Below are 17,909 nucleotides of genomic sequence, written 5' to 3' on the forward strand. Positions count from 1 at the left end.
CCAGTCCAGGTCAACGCGGCTGTCGCGGCTCGGGCAGATGGTCGAACCCATGCGGCGGACTTCCTCTCCTTCGGCGTCGGCGCTGGTGCCCCAGCACTTCTGTCCGCCTCAACAGTGGTCCGTTGCACAACATTCCCGGGCGTTACCCGAGTGCCACGGTCCACGCGAGGACCGCGTCCGTGATGATGGTCACTGCCCGTTCCTGCCCGATCTCCGCACGTTTGGGCACGGCGAAACCGTGATCGCCGCCCGGCACCTCGACGAGTTCGTACGCCCCGTCCGGGAACTCGGCCGGCTTCCCGAACGGGTCGTTCCCGCCCTGCACGACGAGCGTGGGCACCCCGGCACCCAGCAGCTCCTCGGCCCGCGACTTCTCCGGCCTGCCCGGCGGGTGCAGCGGAAAACCGAGGGCGAGGACGGCGGCCGCCCCCAGCTCCGTCGCTGTCCGGCAGGCGACCCGGGCTCCGGCACTGCGCCCGCCCGACACCACCGGCAGCCCCGGCGCGGCGAGCGCGGGCCACACCCCCCGCCAGCCCACGTCGAGCGTCTTCGGCGCGGGCGCGACCTTCTTCCCGGCGACCCGCCAGGGCTGCTCGACGAGTGCGACGGTCACGCCGTGCTCCGGCAGGACCGCTGCGATCGCCCGGAGATCCCGTGCCTCGATGCCACCACCCGCCCCATGGCCGAGGGCGAGCACCAGCCGCGCCTGCTCCGCCTCGTGCCAGGTGATGCGGGCGTCCCCCGCCTCCGTACCGACGATCTTCGCTGTGGTCACACCCGAAGGCTAGAAGAGTGTGCCCTCCTCGGGCGCCTCCAGCTCCGTCAGCAGCTCCGGGCCGTTGTTGCGGACGTTGCTGACCGCCGTGGAGACCGGGTAGGCCCGCATCAGGCCCTCCGGCGGCGGGGCGAGCAGCGAGCGCAGGTCCTCGGCGTCCGTCCGGGCCGGGTCGAGCCAGGCGTCCCACCGGTCGGGGGTCAGCATCAGCGGCATCCGGGGATGGATGTCGGACAACGTCCGCGGCCCCTCGGCGGGCGCCACGGCCAGCGGCGCGGTCTCCGCCTCCGTGGTGATCACCGAGCAGGTCGCCCACCAGGCCAGCGGGTGCTCGTCGGGCAGCGTACGGTCGCGCCAGAACTCGTACAGCCCGGCCATCGCGAACACCGAGCCGTCGGCCGGGAGCACGAAGTACGGCTGCTTGCGCGGCCGCTTCTTCCTCCCCTCGACCTCCAGGTCCCGCTCCTCCTTCGCCGTGACCCACTCGTAGTAGCCGTCGGCGGGCAGGATGCAGCGGCGGGCGGCGAAGGCACGGCGGTACGACGGCTTCTCGTGCACGGTCTCGGCCCGCGCGTTGATCATCCGGGCGCCGCCCTCGGGCGACTTGGCCCAGGAGGGCACCAGCCCCCACTTGAGCCGGCGCAGCTGGCGAACCGGACGGCGGTCGTCGGCGTCTTTCAACGGACGGTCGAGAACGGCGTAGACCTCCTTGGTCGGAGCCACGTTGTAGTCCGGTCCCAGGGTCTCCTCGGGCTCCCACTTCTCTATTTCAAAGACTCCTGCGAGATCCTCGGGCCTACGACTGGATGCATACCGTCCGCACATACGTGCAACACTGCCAGGCCCACCCGTCGCCCGACCACCACCTCACAACGACGGCGCTACGCGCCGACACCTTCCGACTGACCAGAGGGAGCAACCGCCGCACCATGGACAGCATCGCCGCCCTCGCGCTGCCCGACCTCTGGGACCGTCTGACGGGCACCCAGTCCGACCCCGATCTGTGGGTGGTGCTCGCGACACTGGTCGCCGCGCTCGCGGTGGTCGTCCCGCACAACCCGTGGCGGATATCCCGCAACGCCATCACGATCGCCCACGAGGGCGGCCACGGCCTGACCGCCCTGCTCACCGGCCGCCAGCTCACCGGCATCCGGCTGCACTCCGACACCAGCGGCCTCACGCTCAGCCGGGGCAAGCCGCACGGCATCGGCATGATCCTCACGGCGGCTGCGGGCTACACGGCGCCCCCGCTGCTCGGCCTGGGCGGCGCGGCCCTCCTCGGCGCCGGCCGCATCACCCTCCTGCTCTGGCTCGCCACCGCCCTGCTCGTCGTGATGCTGGTGATGATCCGCAACGCGTACGGCGTCCTGACGGTGTTCCTGGCGGGCGGCACCTTCCTGCTGGTGTCCTGGCTGGCGGGCCCCCAGGTACAGGCGGCGTTCGCGTACGCCGTGGTGTGGTTCCTGCTGCTGGGCGGAGTCCGTCCGGCATTCGAACTCCAGGCGAAGCGCTCCCGCGGCGGCGCCGGCGACTCGGACGCGGACCAGCTGTCGAGGCTGACCCATCTCCCGGCGGGCGTATGGCTGTTCCTGTTCCACACGGTGTCCCTGTGCTCACTGATCGGCGGCGGACGCTGGCTGCTCGGTATGTGACCAGCACATCGCAGCCGACGGCAGCGCAGCCAACCCAAAGGGGCGCGGGGCTGTATTCGACTTGCGGCTCCGCCGCGCGGGCGCGACCAGCACCTCACAGCCAACGGCAGCGCAGCCAACCCAAAGGGGCGCGGGGAACTGCGCGCTCAGCCCCCACGGCGCCGCACCCGACCACCGACCCCCACGGCGCCGCACCCGACCACCGACCCCCACGGCGCCGCACCCGACCACCGGCCTCCCCGCAGAGCGGCGCCGCACCCGCTCCCCGGCCGCCCGCCCACCGGCTCATACCGCCCCCTGCCACTAAAGTGACCCCATGGCCGCAAACCCCACCGCACCAACCGCCCTCTGGCCCGCCCCCCACGCGCGCGGAGCCGTCGACGCGACGGTTCACGTGCCGGGGTCCAAGTCGGTCACCAACCGCGCCCTCGTCCTCGCCGCCCTCGCCTCCGAACCGGGCTGGCTGCGCCGCCCCCTCCGCTCCCGCGACACCCTGCTGATGGCCGGCGCCCTGCGCGCGATGGGCGTCGGCATCGACGAGGGCGTGGGCCCGGACGGCTCCGGCGAGGCCTGGCGGGTGCTCCCCGCAGGGCTCCGCGGCCCCGCCACCGTCGACGTCGGCAACGCCGGCACCGTGATGCGCTTCCTCCCGCCCGTCGCCGCCCTCGCCGCAGGCGACATCCGCTTCGACGGCGACCCCCGCTCCTACGAGCGCCCCCTGCACGGCGTGATCGACGCCCTGCGCGTCCTCGGCGCCCGGATCGACGACGACGCCCGGGGCGCGCTCCCGCTGACCGTGCACGGCGGCGGCGCGCTGGACGGCGGCCCGGTGTCCATCGACGCCTCGTCCTCCTCCCAGTTCGTGTCGGCCCTCCTGCTCTCCGGCCCGCGCTTCAACCAGGGCGTCGAGGTCCGCCACACCGGCCGGAGCCTCCCCTCCCTCCCCCACATCCGGATGACCGTCGACATGCTGCGCGCGGTCGGCGCCCAGGTGGACACCCCGGAGTCGGGCGGCGAGCCGAACGTCTGGCGGGTCACCCCGGGCGCCCTGCTCGGCCGGGACCTCACCGTCGAGCCGGACCTCTCGAACGCCCAGCCGTTCCTCGCCGCGGCCCTGGTGACGGGCGGCAGGGTGCTGATCCCGGACTGGCCGTCCCGGACGACCCAGCCGGGCGACCGGCTGCGCGAGATCTTCACCGAGATGGGTGGCTCCTGCGAACTGACCGAGTACGGCCTGGAGTTCACCGGCTCGGGCCGGATCCACGGCATCGATGTCGACCTGGGTGACGTCGGCGAGCTGACCCCCGGCATCGCGGCGGTCGCCGCCCTCGCGGACACCCCCTCCACGCTGCGCGGGGTCTCGCACCTCCGGCTGCACGAGACGGACCGGCTGGCCGCGCTCACCAAGGAGATCAACGAGCTCGGCGGTGACGTCACCGAGACCGCCGACGGGCTGCGCATCCGCCCGCGCAAGCTGCACGGCGGCGTCTTCCACACCTACGAGGACCACCGCATGGCGACGGCCGGTGCGATCATCGGCCTGGCCGTGGCCGGCGTGCAGATCGAGAACGTGGCGACGACGGCGAAGACCCTGCCGGACTTCCCCGACCTGTGGACCGGGATGCTCGGGAGCGACGGGGCCTAGGGGCGTACGACATGCGCCGCTACGGCAAGCACACCGACGAGGACGACATCCGCAGCCGTCCCAACCGCAAGGGCACCCGGCCCCGGACGAACATCCGCCCCGCACACGAGGACGCCGCCGAGGGCATGGTCCTCACCGTGGACCGGGGCCGCCTGACCTGCCTGGTCGAGGACCGTACGGTCCTGGCGATGAAGGCCCGTGAGCTGGGCCGCAAGGCGGCGGTGGTCGGCGACCGGGTGGCCCTGGTCGGCGACATGTCCGGCAAGAAGGACACCCTCGCCCGTATCGTGCGCATCGAGGACCGCACGTCCCTGCTCCGCCGTACCGCCGATGACGACGACCCGTTCGAGCGGGTGGTCGTCGCCAACGCCGACCAGCTGGCGATCGTCACGGCCCTGGCCGACCCGGAACCCCGCCCCCGGCTCATCGACCGCTGCCTGGTCGCGGCCTTCGACGGCGGCCTCACCCCGCTGCTGGTCATGACCAAGTCGGACCTGGCCTCGCCGGACAAGCTCCTGGAGCTGTACGGCGACCTGGAGATCCCCTACGTGGTCACGAGCCGCGAGGAACTGGTGACGGGCGACGCCGCCGACCGGGTCCGGCAGCATCTCGACGGCAAGATCACGGCGTTCGTCGGCCACTCGGGCGTCGGCAAGACGACGCTGGTGAACGCCCTGGTCCCGCAGGACCGCCGCCGTTCGACCGGACATGTGAACGCGGTGACGGGCCGGGGCCGCCACACCACGACCTCCGCTCTCGCCCTCCCCCTGTCCGACGACGGGGGCTGGGTCATCGACACCCCGGGCATCCGTTCCTTCGGCCTGGCCCACATCGACCCGTCCCGGGTGATCCTCGCGTTCCCCGACCTGGAGCCCGGCACGGTGAACTGCCCGCGTGCGTGCAGCCACGACGAGCCGGACTGCGCGCTGGACGCCTGGGTCGCCGAGGGCCACGCGGATCCTGCCCGCCTGTACTCGCTGCGCCGGCTGCTGTCGACGCGGGAGCGCAAGGAAGGCGACTGACCACCGGGGTGTTTGTCATGACCCGAGTTCGGTAAGTGCATAATCGCACCGAGCTGGACATACGGGAGGACAGCACATGGCGTGGCTGCTGGTGATCGTGGCCGGGATCCTGGAGACCGGTTTCGCCGTGTGCCTCAAGCTCTCCCACGGCTTCACCCGGCTGTGGCCGACGGTGGCGTTCGCGTCCTTCGCCCTGGGCAGCTTCGGCCTCCTGACCCTCTCCCTGAGAAAGCTGGACGTGGGCCCGGCGTACGCGGTGTGGACCGGCATCGGCGCGGCGGGCACCGCGATCTACGGCATGGTCTTCCTGGGCGACCTGGTCTCGACGCTGAAGCTCGTCTCGATCAGCCTGGTGATCGTGGGCGTGATCGGCCTCCAGCTGTCGGGCTCGGCCCACTGAGACGCGGCCCACTGAGCCCCGGCCCCCGGGCCGGGGCCCGGCCTCACACGACCGAGCGCACCCGGGGGAAGTGACAGGCGACCCCGTCCCCCTCGAACACCGGCACGTCGACGGCGCATCTCTTCCGCTCCTGCTCCGCCAGTTCCGCGTACAACGGACACCGCCCCCGGAACCGGCACCCCTCGTACCTGCGCGTGGGACTGGGCGGATCCCCCGCCAGCAGGATCCGCGTCCGCTTCCGCTCCAGCTCCGGATCGGGCAGCGGCACGGCCGACAGCAGGGCCTGTGTGTACGGATGCCGGGGCGCCGCGAACACCTCGTCCACCGGCCCGGCCTCGACCGTGCGGCCGAGATACATCACGCTCACCCGGTCGGCGATGTTCCGCACCACGGACAGGTCGTGCGAGACGAAGAGATACGCCAGCCCCAGCTCGTCCTTCAGCCGCTGCAGCAGTTCGAGCACCCCCGCCTGGACGGAGACGTCCAGCGCGGACACCGGCTCGTCCAGCACGAGCAGTTCCGGCTCCACGGACAGCGCGCGGGCGATGCCGATCCGCTGCCGTTGCCCGCCGGAGAACTCGTGCGGGTACCGCTCCGCGTCCGCCGGATCGAGCCCGACCTGCGCCAGCAGCTCCCGTACCCGCCGCCCGGCGGCGGCCCGGCCGGCTCCCTGCGTCCGCAGCGGCTCGGCGACGATGTCCCCGACCGGCATCCGGGGATCGAGCGAGGCCATCGGGTCCTGGAAGACGATCTGGATCCGCCGGCGCAGCGCCCTGGCCGCCGCCTTGCCCAGCGTGCCCGGCTGCTGTCCGAACAACTCGATCGAGCCGCCCTCCGGCCGGGCGAGTTCCAGCAGTTCGAAGAGGGTCGTCGACTTCCCGGACCCCGACTCGCCGACCAGCGCGAGCGTCTCGCCCCGCCGCACCTCCAGATCGACGCCGTCCACCGCGTACACGGTGCCGACGCGGCGCCGGAAGGCGGTGCCCTTGAGGACGGGGAAGGTGCGGGTCAGTCCGCGCACCCTGAGCACCGGCTCCCCGCTGCCCGGCCGGGGCCGGCGCGTCGCGTCCAGGCGGGGCACCGCGGCCAGGAGTTCCCGGGTGTACGGCTCCCGGGGCCGCCGGAAGACGTCGTCCACGGTGCCCTGCTCGACGACCCGCCCGTCGCGCATCACGGCGACCCGGTCGGCCGTCCCGGCGATGACCCCGAGGTCGTGGCTGACCAGCAGCAGCGCCGCCCCCGTCGCCTGCCGGGCGGTCCGCAGCACGTCCAGGACCTGGGCCTGGATGGTGACGTCGAGGGCGGTGGTCGGTTCGTCGGCGAGGATCAGGTCGGGGTCGTTGGCCATCGCCATGGCGATCATCGCGCGTTGGCGCATGCCGCCGGAGAACTCGTGCGGGAACGACCTGGCGCGCAGGGCGGGCTCCGGGATCCCGACCAGGTCGAGGAGTTCGACGGCACGCTCGGCCGCCCGCTCCCGGGACACGTCCTGGTGGGCGCGTACGGCCTCGGCGATCTGGTCGCCGAGGCGGTAGACGGGCGTGAACGCGGAGAGCGGGTCCTGGAAGACCATGGAGACGCGGCGGCCGCGGATCCGGGTCAACTCCCGTTCGGGCAGGCCGAGAAGCTCGGTTCCGTCCAGTCGTACGGAACCGCGCACGGCCGCGTTGCCGGGCAGCAGTCCGAGGACGGCCAGGGCGGTCGCGGACTTCCCGGACCCCGACTCCCCGACGAGACCCAGGACTTCACCCCGGCGGAGGGTGAGGCCGAGCTCGCGCACCGCCGGGCGTCCGTCGAAGTCGACATCCAGACCGGCCACTTCGAGCAGGGGCGTGGTGCTCATCGGGTTCCTCGCCGGGCGGTCGGGTCCAGTGCGTCCCGCAGGCCGTCGCCCACCAGGTTCACGGCCAGCACGAACAGCACCAGCAGCCCGGCGGCGAAGAAGAACATCCAGGGATAGGTCACCGCAGCGCTCGTCCCGGAGGCGATCAGGGTGCCCAGGGACACGTCGGGCGGCTGGACGCCGAAGCCGAAGTAGGACAGCGCGGTCTCGCTCATCACGGCGCCGCCGACCTGGATGGTCGCGTCGATGATGAGGAAGGAGGCGATGTTGGGCAGGATGTGCCGCCAGATGATCCGGAAGGGGCCGACGCCCATGAAGCGGGCGGCGCGCACGAACTCGCGCTCCTTGAGGGACAGGGTCATGGACCGCACCACGCGTGCGGTGATCATCCAGCCGAAGACGGCGAGCAGCCCGACGAAGGCGAACCAGCCGCCGGAGCGCAGTCTGGGCGAGATGATCGCGATGACCAGGAAGGAGGGGAAGACCAGCAGCAGGTCGACGAAGAACATCAGCAGCCGGTCGGTCCAGCCCCCGAAATAGCCCGCGCAGGCGCCGACCAGCGAGGCGAGCCCGGTGGCGAGCACAGCCACCAGCAACCCGATGACCAGGGACTTCTGGAGTCCGCGCACGGTCTGCGCGAACACGTCCTGGCCGATCCGGTTCGTCCCCCACCAGTGGTCGGCACTCGGCGCGGCGCGCAGCGCGGTGTAGTCGATGTGGCTGTACGACCAGGGGGTGACGTACGGGCCGGCGAAGGCCAGCAGGAAGAGCAGCAGCAGGACGACGGCGCCGGCGAGGGCGGTGCGGTCGCGCAGGAAGCGGCGCAGGACGACGGTGCCGCGGCCGGCCGGGGCCTTGTCCGGGACCGCCTTTTCGGGGCCCTGCGGTTCGAGTCCCTCCGGGGGTGTTTCGAGAGCGGTGCTCATGACGCCTGCCGGATGCGCGGGTCGAGGGCGGCGTGCAGCAGGTCGGCCAGGAAGCCGGACAGGAGCACGGTGACGGCGGCGAAGACGTTGACGGCGACGACCGAGCTGACGTCGTTCTTGCCAATGGAGTCGATGAACCACTCGCCCATGCCGTGCCAGCCGAAGATCGTCTCGGTGAAGGTGGCGCCGGTGAACAGGGCGAGGAAGCCGTAGGAGAAGTAGGTCGACATGGGGATGAGCGCGGTGCGCAGGCCGTGCTTGAGCAGCACCGTCCGCCGTCCCAGCCCCTTGGCCCGCGCGGTGCGCAGATAGTCGGAGCCGAGGACGTCGAGCATGGTGTTGCGCTGGTAGCGGCTGTAGCTCGCGACGGCGAAGAGGGCGACGGAGAGGGTGGGCAGCAGGAGGTGCACGGAGCGGTCCTTCAGGATCGTCCAGAAGCCGCCGGTCAGACCGGGGCTCCTCTCCCCCGTGAACTGGATGAGATCGGTGCCGGTGCTCTGGTTGAACCAGATCGCGCCGGTCTTGAGCAGGATGGCCAGCAGGAACACCGGCGTGGAGAGCAGCGCGAAGGAGGCGACGGTGACCGCGCGGTCGCTGAGCCGGTACTGCCGTACGGCCGTCCAGGCGCCGGCCAGGACGCCCGCGACCGTGCCGAGGACGGTGCCGGCCAGCAGCAGCCGCAGGCTGACGCCGAGCCGGCGGCCGAACTCGGCGTTGACGGAGGTGCCGTCGATGGTCTGCCCGAGGTCGCCGCGCACCGCGTGGCCCGCCCAGTGCAGGAAGCGGGAGAGCAGCGGGTCGTGGTCGTTGACGCCGATCTCGGTCAGGTGATGGTTCACCGAGGCCGCGGGGATCGGCGGCTGCCGGCCGGCGTAGTACGCGCGCGGGTCGAGCGCGAGGGACGCCAGCAGGTAGGAGAGGCAGACGGCGGCCAGCAGCAGCACGGCGTAGTAGCCGAGGCGTTTGGCCAGGTAGGCAGGCACAGAAGAAATGGTGTAGTCCTCCTGTTGCCACATCATGAAGAGAACATGTCAGAAATCCGGGAGCCCTCCCCCGGCGGTCGTGACCCGTTCTACGTTCGGCGCATCCGCTCCCGTTCTCCGCGAAGGACCCCCACATGCGCCCGCCCCTGCGCTCCACCACCGCCACTGCCTGGCTCGCCGCCACCGCGGCGACGGCATTGCTGGTGACCGGCTGCGGCTCCTCGGACGACGGCAGACCCGCCGCCCAGAAGAGCGCGGCCCCGGCCGGCAGCCAGCAGATCAACGCCCACCCGCTGGGCGACATCAAGCAGGGCGGCACCCTCAAGCTGCCCATCTCGCAGTGGATCGCCGACTTCAACCGCTACACCGCCAACGGCAACCAGGGCGACGCCGCCAGCATCAATGAACTGGTCGAACCAGACCTGTTCGACGCGGACGCGCAAGGCGACAGCCACATCAACAAGAACTTCCTCGTCTCCGCCGAGGTCACCTCGACCAGTCCGCAGACGGTCGTCTACAAGCTCAACCCGAAGGCCCGGTGGTCCGACGGAAAGCCCCTGAGCTGGCGCGACTTCAAGGCCGTATGGCAGGCGCAGAACGGGAAGAACAAGGCGTACGAGGCCGCCGACACCTCCGGATACGAGCAGATCACCACGGTCGAGCAGGGCGCCGACGCCCACCAGGTCAAGGTCGTCTTCGCCGGCCGGTACGCCGACTGGCAGCGGCTGTTCGACCCGCTGCTGCCGGCCGCCGCGATCGACACACCCGACAAGTTCAACAAGGGCTGGACCGAGAAGATCCCGGTCACCGGCAACGCGTTCAAGATCTCGGCGTACGACAGGACGGCCCAGACGATCACGGCGGTCCCCGATCCGAACTGGTGGGGAACCAGGCCCAAGCTGGACTCGATCGTCTTCCGCGCCCTGGACTACACGGCCTGGACGGACGCCTACCTCAACAAGGAGATCGACTACGCCTCCGCGATCCTCCCCGAGGACTACAAGCGGCTCAACAAGGCGGCCGGCACCGACATCCGGGTCGGCGCCCGCTGGGACGAGGTGCACATCGAGCTCAACGGCGCGCACGGGCCGCTCAAGGACGTCCGGGTCCGCCAGGCCCTCCAGCACGCCATCGACCGCAAGGCCATCGCCACCGCCTTCGGCAAGGATCTCCCGGTCGAACTGAAGACGTACGGCAACCACTTCTTCATGCCCAACCAGGCCGGCTACCAGGACAACTCCGGCGGCTACGCCACATACGACCTGAAGAAGGCGGGCGAGCTGCTGGACGCGGCGGGCTGGAAGCTCCAGGGCGACAAGCGCGTCAAGGACGGCAGGCAGCTCACCCTCGGCTACACGCTCAGCGCCGGCTCCACCTCCGCGCAGGTCGACCAGTCCGAGCTGGTCCAGGCGCAGCTGGCGCAGGTCGGCATCAAGGTCGACATCCAGAAGGTGCCGAGCGACGACTACTTCTCCAAGTACGTCACCATCGGCAACTTCGACCTGACCAGCTTCCGCTGGGTCGACCAGACGTTCCGCTCCCAGGCGTACCCGATCTACCGGCAGCCGTCGGGCAAGAACCTCTACGAGAACTACGGCTCGGTGGGCTCGCCGGAGATCGACGCGCTGCTGACGAAGGCGGGCGAGACCACGGACACCGCCGCCGCGAACAAGCTGTACAACGAGGCCGACGCGAAGATCTGGGCGCTGGGCCACTCCATCCCGCTCTACCAGCGCCCGCAGGTGCTGGCGGTCCGCTCCGACCTGGCGAACTTCGGCGCGACCGGACTGGCCTCCGACGACTACACGAAGGTGGGCTGGCTCAAATAGCCCCGTCCTGGCGGCGGACTCCGCACGAAGGCGGGCCGGCTCACCCGACCCTGTCCTGCACGGGCTGCCGGTGGAGGGCTCCGCGGACCAGGTCCGCCACCGCGCCGTCCGCCGGGGGCGCGGCCACGCAGGACAGGGCGAGCCGTACGGCCAGCTCGCAGGAGCGGGCCAGCTCGCCGTCCGTCCTGGCCGCGCCGGTCCCGGAGAGCACGGCCACCGCCCGGTCCCGCACCATCTGCACGAAGTCGCCGGGCGAGGGCAGCGGCCCGTCCGCCCGGCGCTGCGCGGGCACCGCGGAGGAGGACGGCACGGCGGAGAGCGTCGGCGCGGGCAGGCGCTCGCTCCAGCAGCCGGTGAGCATGGCCCGGACGAGCGCGTTCTCGCGGGCCGTGGAGGTCATCCACTCGGCGGTCGCGGTGAGCCGCTCGCGCGCCTCGGCATGGCTCCCCAACGCCCGTTCGACCCCTGCGAGATACCCGTCCGCCTCCCGGCGCACCAGCGCCCTCGCCAGGCCTTCCTTGCTGCCGAACTCGTTGTACAGCGTCTGCCGGGACACCCCGGCCGCGGCCGCCACGTCGACCATCCGCACGGCAGCCCACGGCCGGCGCGCAAGCGCCGCGTACGCGGCGTCCAGAAGGGATTCCCGGGCTGCAGGCATCATCGCCTCCCTGGGGCGAGCGGCTCTGCGCCCAGATTTGACGCGCACGAATCCACTGTCAAGGGTTCGCGAAGGCATCGGGGGGCGCCCTTCGGCCAACACACGCCCGATCACTTGCCGGCATCACCAGGCCTCCCCTGGTAGCCCCACCCCCACCCCTGCAGATACCGTTCGTCACATGCCGGACTACCTCGATGACCTGCGTCTCGCCCACGTGCTCGCGGACGCGGCCGACGCCGTCACCATGGACCGCTTCAAGGCCCTCGACCTCAAGGTCGAGACCAAGCCGGACCTGACCCCGGTGAGCGAGGCGGACAAGGCCGCCGAGGAGCTGATCCGCGGCCAGTTGCAGCGCGCCCGCCCGCGGGACGCGATCCTCGGCGAGGAGTACGGCATCGAGGGCACCGGCCCGCGCCGCTGGGTGATCGACCCGATCGACGGCACCAAGAACTACGTGCGCGGCGTCCCGGTCTGGGCGACCCTGATCTCCCTGATGGAGGCGGCCGAGGGCGGCTACCAGCCGGTCGTCGGCCTGGTCTCCGCGCCCGCGCTGGGCCGCCGCTGGTGGGCCGCGAAGGGGCACGGCGCCTTCACCGGCCGCAGTCTGTCCTCGGCGACCCGCCTGCACGTCTCCAGGGTCTCGAAGCTGGCTGACGCGTCCTTCGCGTACTCCTCGCTGGGCGGCTGGGAGGAGCGGGGGCACCTGAACGGGTTCCTGGACCTCACCCGCGACGTGTGGCGCACGCGCGCGTACGGCGACTTCTGGCCGTACATGATGGTCGCCGAGGGGTCCGTGGACATCTGCGCCGAGCCGGAGCTGTCCCTGTGGGACATGGCGGCCAACGCGATCGTGGTGACGGAGGCCGGCGGCACCTTCACCGGCCTCGACGGCCGTCCGGGCCCGCACAGCGGCAACGCGGCCGCGTCCAACGGTCTGCTCCACGACGAGCTGCTGTCGTACCTCGCCCAGCGTTACTGAAACGGTCTTCTGAGGCACAACGGGGCTGAACGGGGTTACCGACCCCGGCACATATGAGCGCGTGCGCCCTCAATTGGATGCACGCACCCCCTTGTTGACCCCCGCTTTACCTGCCACCCTGAGAGAACCCTCACTTGTGCATTTGTGAATCGCCGCACTATCCCGGCGGTTCCCTAGGAGGTGGCACCCTTCATGCTCGTCCGCGACGCCATGAGCACGGTGGTCCTCACCGTCGGCCCCGCCCACACCCTCCGCCAGGCAGCCGCCCTGATGTCCGCGCGCCGCGTGGGCGCGGCGATCGTCCACGACCCGGACGCCGGTGGCATCGGAATCCTCACCGAACGCGACATCCTCAACTCCGTGGGCCTCGGCCAGAACCCGGACACGGAGCCCATCCACGCCCACACCACCAACGACGTCGTCTTCGCCACCCCGACCTGGACGCTGGAGGAGGCGGCCCGGGCGATGGCCCACGGCGGCTTCCGCCATCTGATCGTCCTGGACGGCGGCGAACCGGCCGGCATCGTCTCGGTCCGCGACATCATCCGCTGCTGGGCCCCGGCCCGCGCACCGCAGCCCGTGTAGCGGCCCCTGCGGGCATGCCGAACGGGCCGGACCCCGACCTCCCGGGGATCCGGCCCGCCCGCCCACGACAAGCGGTCCAGTACTGGCCCAGCACTTGTCCAGTACTGGAATGTCAGCCACGCAGGGCCTGGACCGCGGCCTCCAGTCGCTTGCCGAAGTCTCCGTCGGCCTGACGGAAGTTGTTGATCGCGCGCTCGGCGATGTCGTCGCGCGACACCTTGGCGATGAAGCCGGCCAGGTTCCCGATCAGCCGCTCCTGCTCGTCCGCGGACATCAGGCGGTAGAGGTTGCCCGCCTGCACGAAGTCGTCGTCCTCGGCGTGCACGGGTGCGGGGTGGTTGCCGGTGCCGCCGGCGAGAGCGTCGTACGGCTGCCACAGCGGACGACCGGTCTGCGCCGGTCCGCCGAAGCTGTTCGGCTCGTAGTTCTTCGCGCCGCCGTGCCGGCCGTCGTACAGGGAGCCGTCCCGGGAGTAGGTGCGCGCCTCGACGGCGTGCGGGCGGTTGACCGGCAGGTGGTCGGCGTTGATGCCGACGCGGTAGCGGTGCGCGTCGCCGTAGGCGAAGAGGCGGCCCTGGAGCATCTTGTCGGGGGACGGGCCGATGCCGGGCACGAAGTGCGCCGGGGAGAAGATCGACTGCTCGACCTCGGCGAAGACGTTCTGCGGGTTGCGGTTCAGCTCCAGCCTGCCGATCTCGATCGGCGGGTAGTCCTCGTGCGGCCACACCTTGGTGAGGTCGAACGGGTTGAAGCGGTAAGTCGCCGCGTCCGCCGCCGGCATGATCTGCGCCTGCACGGTCCAGGTCGGGAAGTCCCCGCGCTCGATGGCCTCGCGCAGGTCGCGCTGGTGGCTGTCGGGGTCCTCACCGGCGAGCCTGTCGGCCTCGGCCTGGGTGAGGTTCCTGATCCCCTGGTCGGTCTTGAAGTGGTACTTGACCCAGAAGACCTCGCCGGCCGCGTTGTTCCACTGGTAGGTGTGCGAGCCGTAGCCGTTCATGTGGCGGTACGACGCCGGGATGCCGCGGTCGCCGAACAGCCAGGTCACCTGGTGCGTGGCCTCGGGGCTGAGCCCCCAGAAGTCCCAGACGTTGTCCGCCTCCTGGCTGCCCGTGTACGGGTCGCGCTTCTGGGTGTGGATGAAGTCGGGGAACTTGATGGCGTCCTTGATGAAGAACACCGGAGTGTTGTTGCCGACGAGGTCGTAGTTGCCCTCCTCGGTGTAGAACTTCAGCGCCCAGCCACGCGGGTCGCGCACGGCGTCGGCCGAACCGAGGCTGCCGGCCACGGTCGAGACCCGCAGGAACGTCTCGGTCTGCCTGCCGACCTCGGAGAGGAAGGCGGCGCGCGTGTACGGCGTGACGTCGGCGGTCACCGTGAAGGTGCCGTAGGCGCCCGCACCGCGCGCGTGCACCACCCGCTCCGGGATGCGCTCACGGTTGAAGTGGGCGAGCTTCTCCAGCAGGAGCTGGTCCTGGACCAGGACCGGACCGCCGATGCCCGCGGTCTCGCTGTTCTGGTTGTCGGCCACCGGCGCCCCCGCCTCCGTGGTCAACGGCCCCTGCGTCACACCTGTCTCCTGCGTCATTTCACACCATTCCTGTCACTTTGCTGGCCCCGAACTCGATCCTACATTGGACTAAGTCCAAGTCAAGCAGAGCTCCAAAGTCACACCTGTTCGGAAAAAGGGGCCCCTGCTGTTAGGCTGAATGCCATGAGTGACCTTCTGGAACGGCTGCGTGGACGCGGATGGCGCATGACCGCGCAGCGACGCGTCGTGGCCGAGGTCCTGGACGGCGAGCACGTCCACATGACGGCCGACGAGGTCCACGCCAAGGCCGTCGTCAAGCTGCCCGAGATCTCCCGGGCGACCGTCTACAACACGCTGGGCGAGCTGGTCTCGCTCGGTGAGGTCATCGAGGTCTCGACGGACAAGCGCGCCAAGCGGTACGACCCGAACGCGCACCGGCCGCACCATCACCTGGTCTGCGCCCGCTGCGGCTCGATCCGTGACGTCCACCCGACCGGCAACCCGATGGCCGACCTGCCCGCCTCGGAGCGCTTCGGCTTCACGGTCTCCGACGTCGAGGTGACGTACCGCGGCCTGTGCCCGGACTGCGCGGCAGCCGTCTGACAAACGTTTCCGAAGGCCCCGGCACTCGTCACTCGTGATGAGCGCCGGGGCCTTCGTCGTACTCTGCGGGCCTCCGGAGCACCCGGGCACCGGGCACCCGGGCACAAAAAACCGAGGGCCGGAGTCCGTTTCCGGACTCCGGCCCTCGGCCTTCAGTAGCGGGGACAGGATTTGAACCTGCGACCTCTGGGTTATGAGCCCAGCGAGCTACCGAGCTGCTCCACCCCGCGTCGATGAACTGAACACTACGTGAGGGACACGGACAGAAGCAAATCAATACCGGTCAGCCCACCTGACCTGCGGAAACGCACCGGCCTACGCCGACAGCTCCTCCCGCAGCGCGTCCCGGAGCCGCCCCGCCCGCTCGGTCACCTCCGCCGGCCCCAGCGCCACCGCCCGGTCGGCCCACCGCTGCCCCACCGCCAGCTCGCCACGACGCGCGTAGACCAGGGCGAGCCGCAACGCCGCCCGCCCGTGCCCCGCGTCCGCGGCCCGCTCCCACCACACGGCCGCCTCCGGTTCGCTCCCCTCCCGGGCCAGCAGCAGCCCGAGGTTGAACGCGCCGTTGCGCGACCCGGCCTCGGCCGCCGCCCGGTACCAGCGCGCCGCCTCCACCACATCCCCGCGCGCCGCGGCCAGCATCCCGACCCGCACCTGGGCCCGCCGGTGCCCCTGCGAGGCGGCCCGCTCGTACCACTCCTCGCACTCGGTCTTCACGTTCAGGGACGACTCCCCGAGTTCATGCTCGGACACCGCCGGCCGGCGCGCGTCGAGGACGGCGGCGAGCCGGTAGGCGGCCTCGGCACTGCCCCCGCCCGCCGCACACCGCAGATGGCGCTCGGCGGCGGCCTCGTCGCCCTCGCGCAGCCGCGCGATGCCGACCTGCAGCGCCGCCTCCGTGTGCCCGGCGGCGGCCGCCTGCTCGTAGCAGCGCAGCGCGACCCGCTCCTCGCCCCGTCCGGCGTAGAGAATCCCCAGGTTGAACGCGGCGTCCACGCTCCCCGCCTCCGCGGCCTTGGAGAACCACGGCTCGGCGCCGCTCGTGTCTCCGACCTGGAGCAGCAGGATGGCGAGCGCGTTCGCGGCCTCGCGGTGCCCCGCGTACGCGGCCCGCCGGTACCACTGCTCGGCCTGCGCGGTCCGCCCCTGCTCGGCGCAGAGCAGCCCGAGGTTGTACGCCCCGTTGTCGTCGCCGGCGTCCATCGCCGCCCGGTACCAGCGCTCCGCGGTCTGCGTCTCGCCGCGCTCGGCGTGCAGCGCGCCAAGCGCGTTCGCCGCGTTGCCGTCGCCGTCCTGCGCGGCCCGCAGCCACCACACGGCGGCACTCTCGGTGTCCCCGGCGTCGCGCAGCAGGAAGCCGAGCGCGCAGGCGGCCCGGGCCTCGCCGTCCTTGGCGGAGGTCAGGTACCAGCGCCCGGCCTCCCTGAGCTCGCCGCGCCGCTCCAGGATCGCGCCGAGGTGCAGCGCGGCCCTCCGGTGCCCGCGGGCAGCGGCCTGCCGGTACCACTGCTCGGCCTCGTCGGCCTCCGGAGCCCCGGCCGGAGTCTCCGTGTCGACATTGTCGGGCCCGGTCTCGCCCTCGCCCACGCCCGCCCTGCGGTCCAGCGCGCGCGCCAGCCGGTACGCCGCCTCCCGGTGCCCCCGCTCGGCGGCGGCCCGCATCCACTGTCCGGCGTCCGCGTCCCCCCGGTGCTCCAGCAGGTCGGCCAGCGCGTAGGCGCCGAGCGCGTGGCCCTGCTCGGCGGACTGGCGCAGCCAGTACTCGGCGGCGGGTTCGTCGCCGCGTTCGCGGTGGTGGCGGCCCAGCGCGTGGGCGGCGGCCGCGGATCCGGCGACGGCGGCGATCCGCCACCAGCCGGCCGCCTCGTCCGGGTAGCCGCGCTGGTGCAGCAGGACACCCAGGTTGTTCGCGGCGGCCCGGTCACCGGCGGCGGTGGCCGCGCGCAGCTGGGGCTCGGCTCCGTCGAGGTCGCCACGGCGCAGCAGCATGGCGCCGAGCACACTCATCGACTCGACGTCACCTGCCTCGGCCTGGAGCCGGCGGCGCGCCTCCTCGGCGGCCTCGGCGGCCTCGTCGCGGGTAGGCTCCTCGCCCGAAGGCTGCACAAATCGCCCTGTCTCGAACAGAGTTGCCTTGTCCCCCATAACGTTCATCGTCGCACCACCTGCAACCTGGGTACACCACGTATACCGCAGACCGTGAGGTCACTTCAGCGTTTTGTCGACATGCCCACAGAACGACAAGTCAAACACAACTCCGCCAACTCCCCACAGCGGCGCGGCGACCCCGCCCACCGGTACATGCGTTCGCCGCCCGTCCGGACACCGGGAGCCGTCCGGCCGGGCAGACCTGCCCCCGGACACACGAAGGCCCGGATCCAAAAGGATCCGGGCCTTCGATTCCAGTAGCGGGGACAGGATTTGAACCTGCGACCTCTGGGTTATGAGCCCAGCGAGCTACCGAGCTGCTCCACCCCGCGC

At 71.5% G+C, this 17,909-nt stretch carries 16 protein-coding genes and 2 tRNA genes; 8 read left to right on the forward strand and 10 right to left on the reverse strand.

Translation table 11 applies throughout. The annotated features are described in order from the left end of the window. Window positions 1-142: 142 nt before the first annotated feature. A complete protein-coding gene (locus SSP29_RS03020; RefSeq protein WP_089098863.1) occupies window positions 143-775 on the reverse strand; it encodes an alpha/beta hydrolase family protein in 633 nt (210 codons plus the stop codon). Window positions 776-784: 9 nt separating this feature from the next. Further along, window positions 785-1,600 (reverse strand): SOS response-associated peptidase, encoded by an 816-nt coding sequence (locus SSP29_RS03025; protein ID WP_089098864.1) that lies wholly within the window; start codon window positions 1,598-1,600, stop codon window positions 785-787. Between the two features lie 104 nt (window positions 1,601-1,704). On the opposite strand from SSP29_RS03025, the gene SSP29_RS03030 reads away from it, so the two are divergent. The 4 genes from SSP29_RS03030 to SSP29_RS03045 all read left to right on the forward strand — a co-directional run bounded on the left by SSP29_RS03030 (window position 1,705) and on the right by SSP29_RS03045 (window position 5,494). Beyond that, window positions 1,705-2,427: a M50 family metallopeptidase gene (locus SSP29_RS03030; protein WP_089098865.1), complete on the forward strand. Its 723-nt coding sequence runs from the start codon at window positions 1,705-1,707 to the stop codon at window positions 2,425-2,427. Window positions 2,428-2,743: 316 nt separating this feature from the next. Further along, window positions 2,744-4,072 (forward strand): 3-phosphoshikimate 1-carboxyvinyltransferase, encoded by a 1,329-nt coding sequence (gene aroA, locus SSP29_RS03035; protein WP_089098866.1) that lies wholly within the window; start codon window positions 2,744-2,746, stop codon window positions 4,070-4,072. 11 nt (window positions 4,073-4,083) lie between these two features. Then, a complete protein-coding gene (gene rsgA, locus SSP29_RS03040; RefSeq protein ID WP_089098867.1) occupies window positions 4,084-5,094 on the forward strand; it encodes a ribosome small subunit-dependent GTPase A in 1,011 nt (336 codons plus the stop codon). 76 nt (window positions 5,095-5,170) lie between these two features. Continuing rightward, window positions 5,171-5,494, forward strand: a complete 324-nt coding sequence (locus SSP29_RS03045) for a DMT family transporter (protein ID WP_089098868.1) — start codon at window positions 5,171-5,173, stop codon at window positions 5,492-5,494. A gap of 43 nt (window positions 5,495-5,537) precedes the next feature. Here the strand turns inward: SSP29_RS03045 and SSP29_RS03050 are convergent, their stop codons facing one another. The 3 genes from SSP29_RS03050 to SSP29_RS03060 are packed head-to-tail and all read right to left on the reverse strand — an operon-like array spanning window position 5,538 to window position 9,246. Next, entirely contained in the window at window positions 5,538-7,337 is a 1,800-nt protein-coding gene (locus tag SSP29_RS03050; RefSeq protein WP_089098869.1) for a dipeptide ABC transporter ATP-binding protein, read from the reverse strand. Then, a complete protein-coding gene (locus tag SSP29_RS03055) occupies window positions 7,334-8,263 on the reverse strand; it encodes an ABC transporter permease (RefSeq protein WP_089098870.1) in 930 nt (309 codons plus the stop codon). The genes SSP29_RS03050 and SSP29_RS03055 overlap by 4 nt, the downstream gene beginning before the upstream one ends. Further along, on the reverse strand, window positions 8,260-9,246 hold the full coding sequence (locus tag SSP29_RS03060; RefSeq protein WP_089098871.1) for an ABC transporter permease: 987 nt from the start codon (window positions 9,244-9,246) through the stop codon (window positions 8,260-8,262). Before SSP29_RS03060 ends, SSP29_RS03055 begins: the two co-directional genes overlap by 4 nt. Window positions 9,247-9,380: 134 nt before the next feature. On the opposite strand from SSP29_RS03060, the gene SSP29_RS03065 reads away from it, so the two are divergent. After that, on the forward strand, window positions 9,381-11,075 hold the full coding sequence (locus SSP29_RS03065; RefSeq protein ID WP_150133451.1) for an ABC transporter family substrate-binding protein: 1,695 nt from the start codon (window positions 9,381-9,383) through the stop codon (window positions 11,073-11,075). A 40-nt stretch (window positions 11,076-11,115) separates the two neighbouring features. On the opposite strand, the gene SSP29_RS03070 is transcribed toward SSP29_RS03065, so the two are convergent. Beyond that, window positions 11,116-11,736, reverse strand: a complete 621-nt coding sequence (locus tag SSP29_RS03070) for a TetR/AcrR family transcriptional regulator (protein WP_174855915.1) — start codon at window positions 11,734-11,736, stop codon at window positions 11,116-11,118. 175 nt (window positions 11,737-11,911) lie between these two features. Here SSP29_RS03070 and hisN point away from each other — a divergent pair, with 175 nt between their 5' ends. Both hisN and SSP29_RS03080 read left to right on the forward strand, forming a co-directional pair. Beyond that, a complete protein-coding gene (gene hisN, locus SSP29_RS03075; protein ID WP_089098873.1) occupies window positions 11,912-12,712 on the forward strand; it encodes a histidinol-phosphatase in 801 nt (266 codons plus the stop codon). A 192-nt stretch (window positions 12,713-12,904) separates the two neighbouring features. Next, the gene (locus SSP29_RS03080) at window positions 12,905-13,297 is read left to right on the forward strand and encodes a CBS domain-containing protein (protein WP_089098874.1); all 393 of its coding nucleotides are present in this window, start codon (window positions 12,905-12,907) and stop codon (window positions 13,295-13,297) included. Between the two features lie 112 nt (window positions 13,298-13,409). Here the strand turns inward: SSP29_RS03080 and SSP29_RS03085 are convergent, their stop codons facing one another. After that, the gene (locus SSP29_RS03085) at window positions 13,410-14,882 is read right to left on the reverse strand and encodes a catalase (protein ID WP_089098875.1); all 1,473 of its coding nucleotides are present in this window, start codon (window positions 14,880-14,882) and stop codon (window positions 13,410-13,412) included. 126 nt (window positions 14,883-15,008) lie between these two features. Here SSP29_RS03085 and SSP29_RS03090 point away from each other — a divergent pair, with 126 nt between their 5' ends. Then, window positions 15,009-15,428 (forward strand): Fur family transcriptional regulator, encoded by a 420-nt coding sequence (locus SSP29_RS03090; RefSeq protein ID WP_089098876.1) that lies wholly within the window; start codon window positions 15,009-15,011, stop codon window positions 15,426-15,428. 156 nt (window positions 15,429-15,584) lie between these two features. Here SSP29_RS03090 and SSP29_RS03095 read toward each other — a convergent pair. The 3 genes from SSP29_RS03095 to SSP29_RS03105 form a co-directional block, all read right to left on the reverse strand. Further along, window positions 15,585-15,658: transfer RNA gene (locus tag SSP29_RS03095), tRNA-Met, on the reverse strand. Window positions 15,659-15,743: 85 nt separating this feature from the next. Continuing rightward, window positions 15,744-17,582, reverse strand: coding sequence for a tetratricopeptide repeat protein (locus tag SSP29_RS03100; protein ID WP_150133453.1), 1,839 nt, complete (start codon window positions 17,580-17,582; stop codon window positions 15,744-15,746). Window positions 17,583-17,834: 252 nt separating this feature from the next. Continuing rightward, window positions 17,835-17,908, reverse strand: a tRNA-Met gene (locus SSP29_RS03105). Window position 17,909 lies beyond the last annotated feature (1 nt).

The organism is Streptomyces hyaluromycini (assembly GCF_002217755.1).
Classification (GTDB): domain Bacteria; phylum Actinomycetota; class Actinomycetes; order Streptomycetales; family Streptomycetaceae; genus Streptomyces; species Streptomyces hyaluromycini.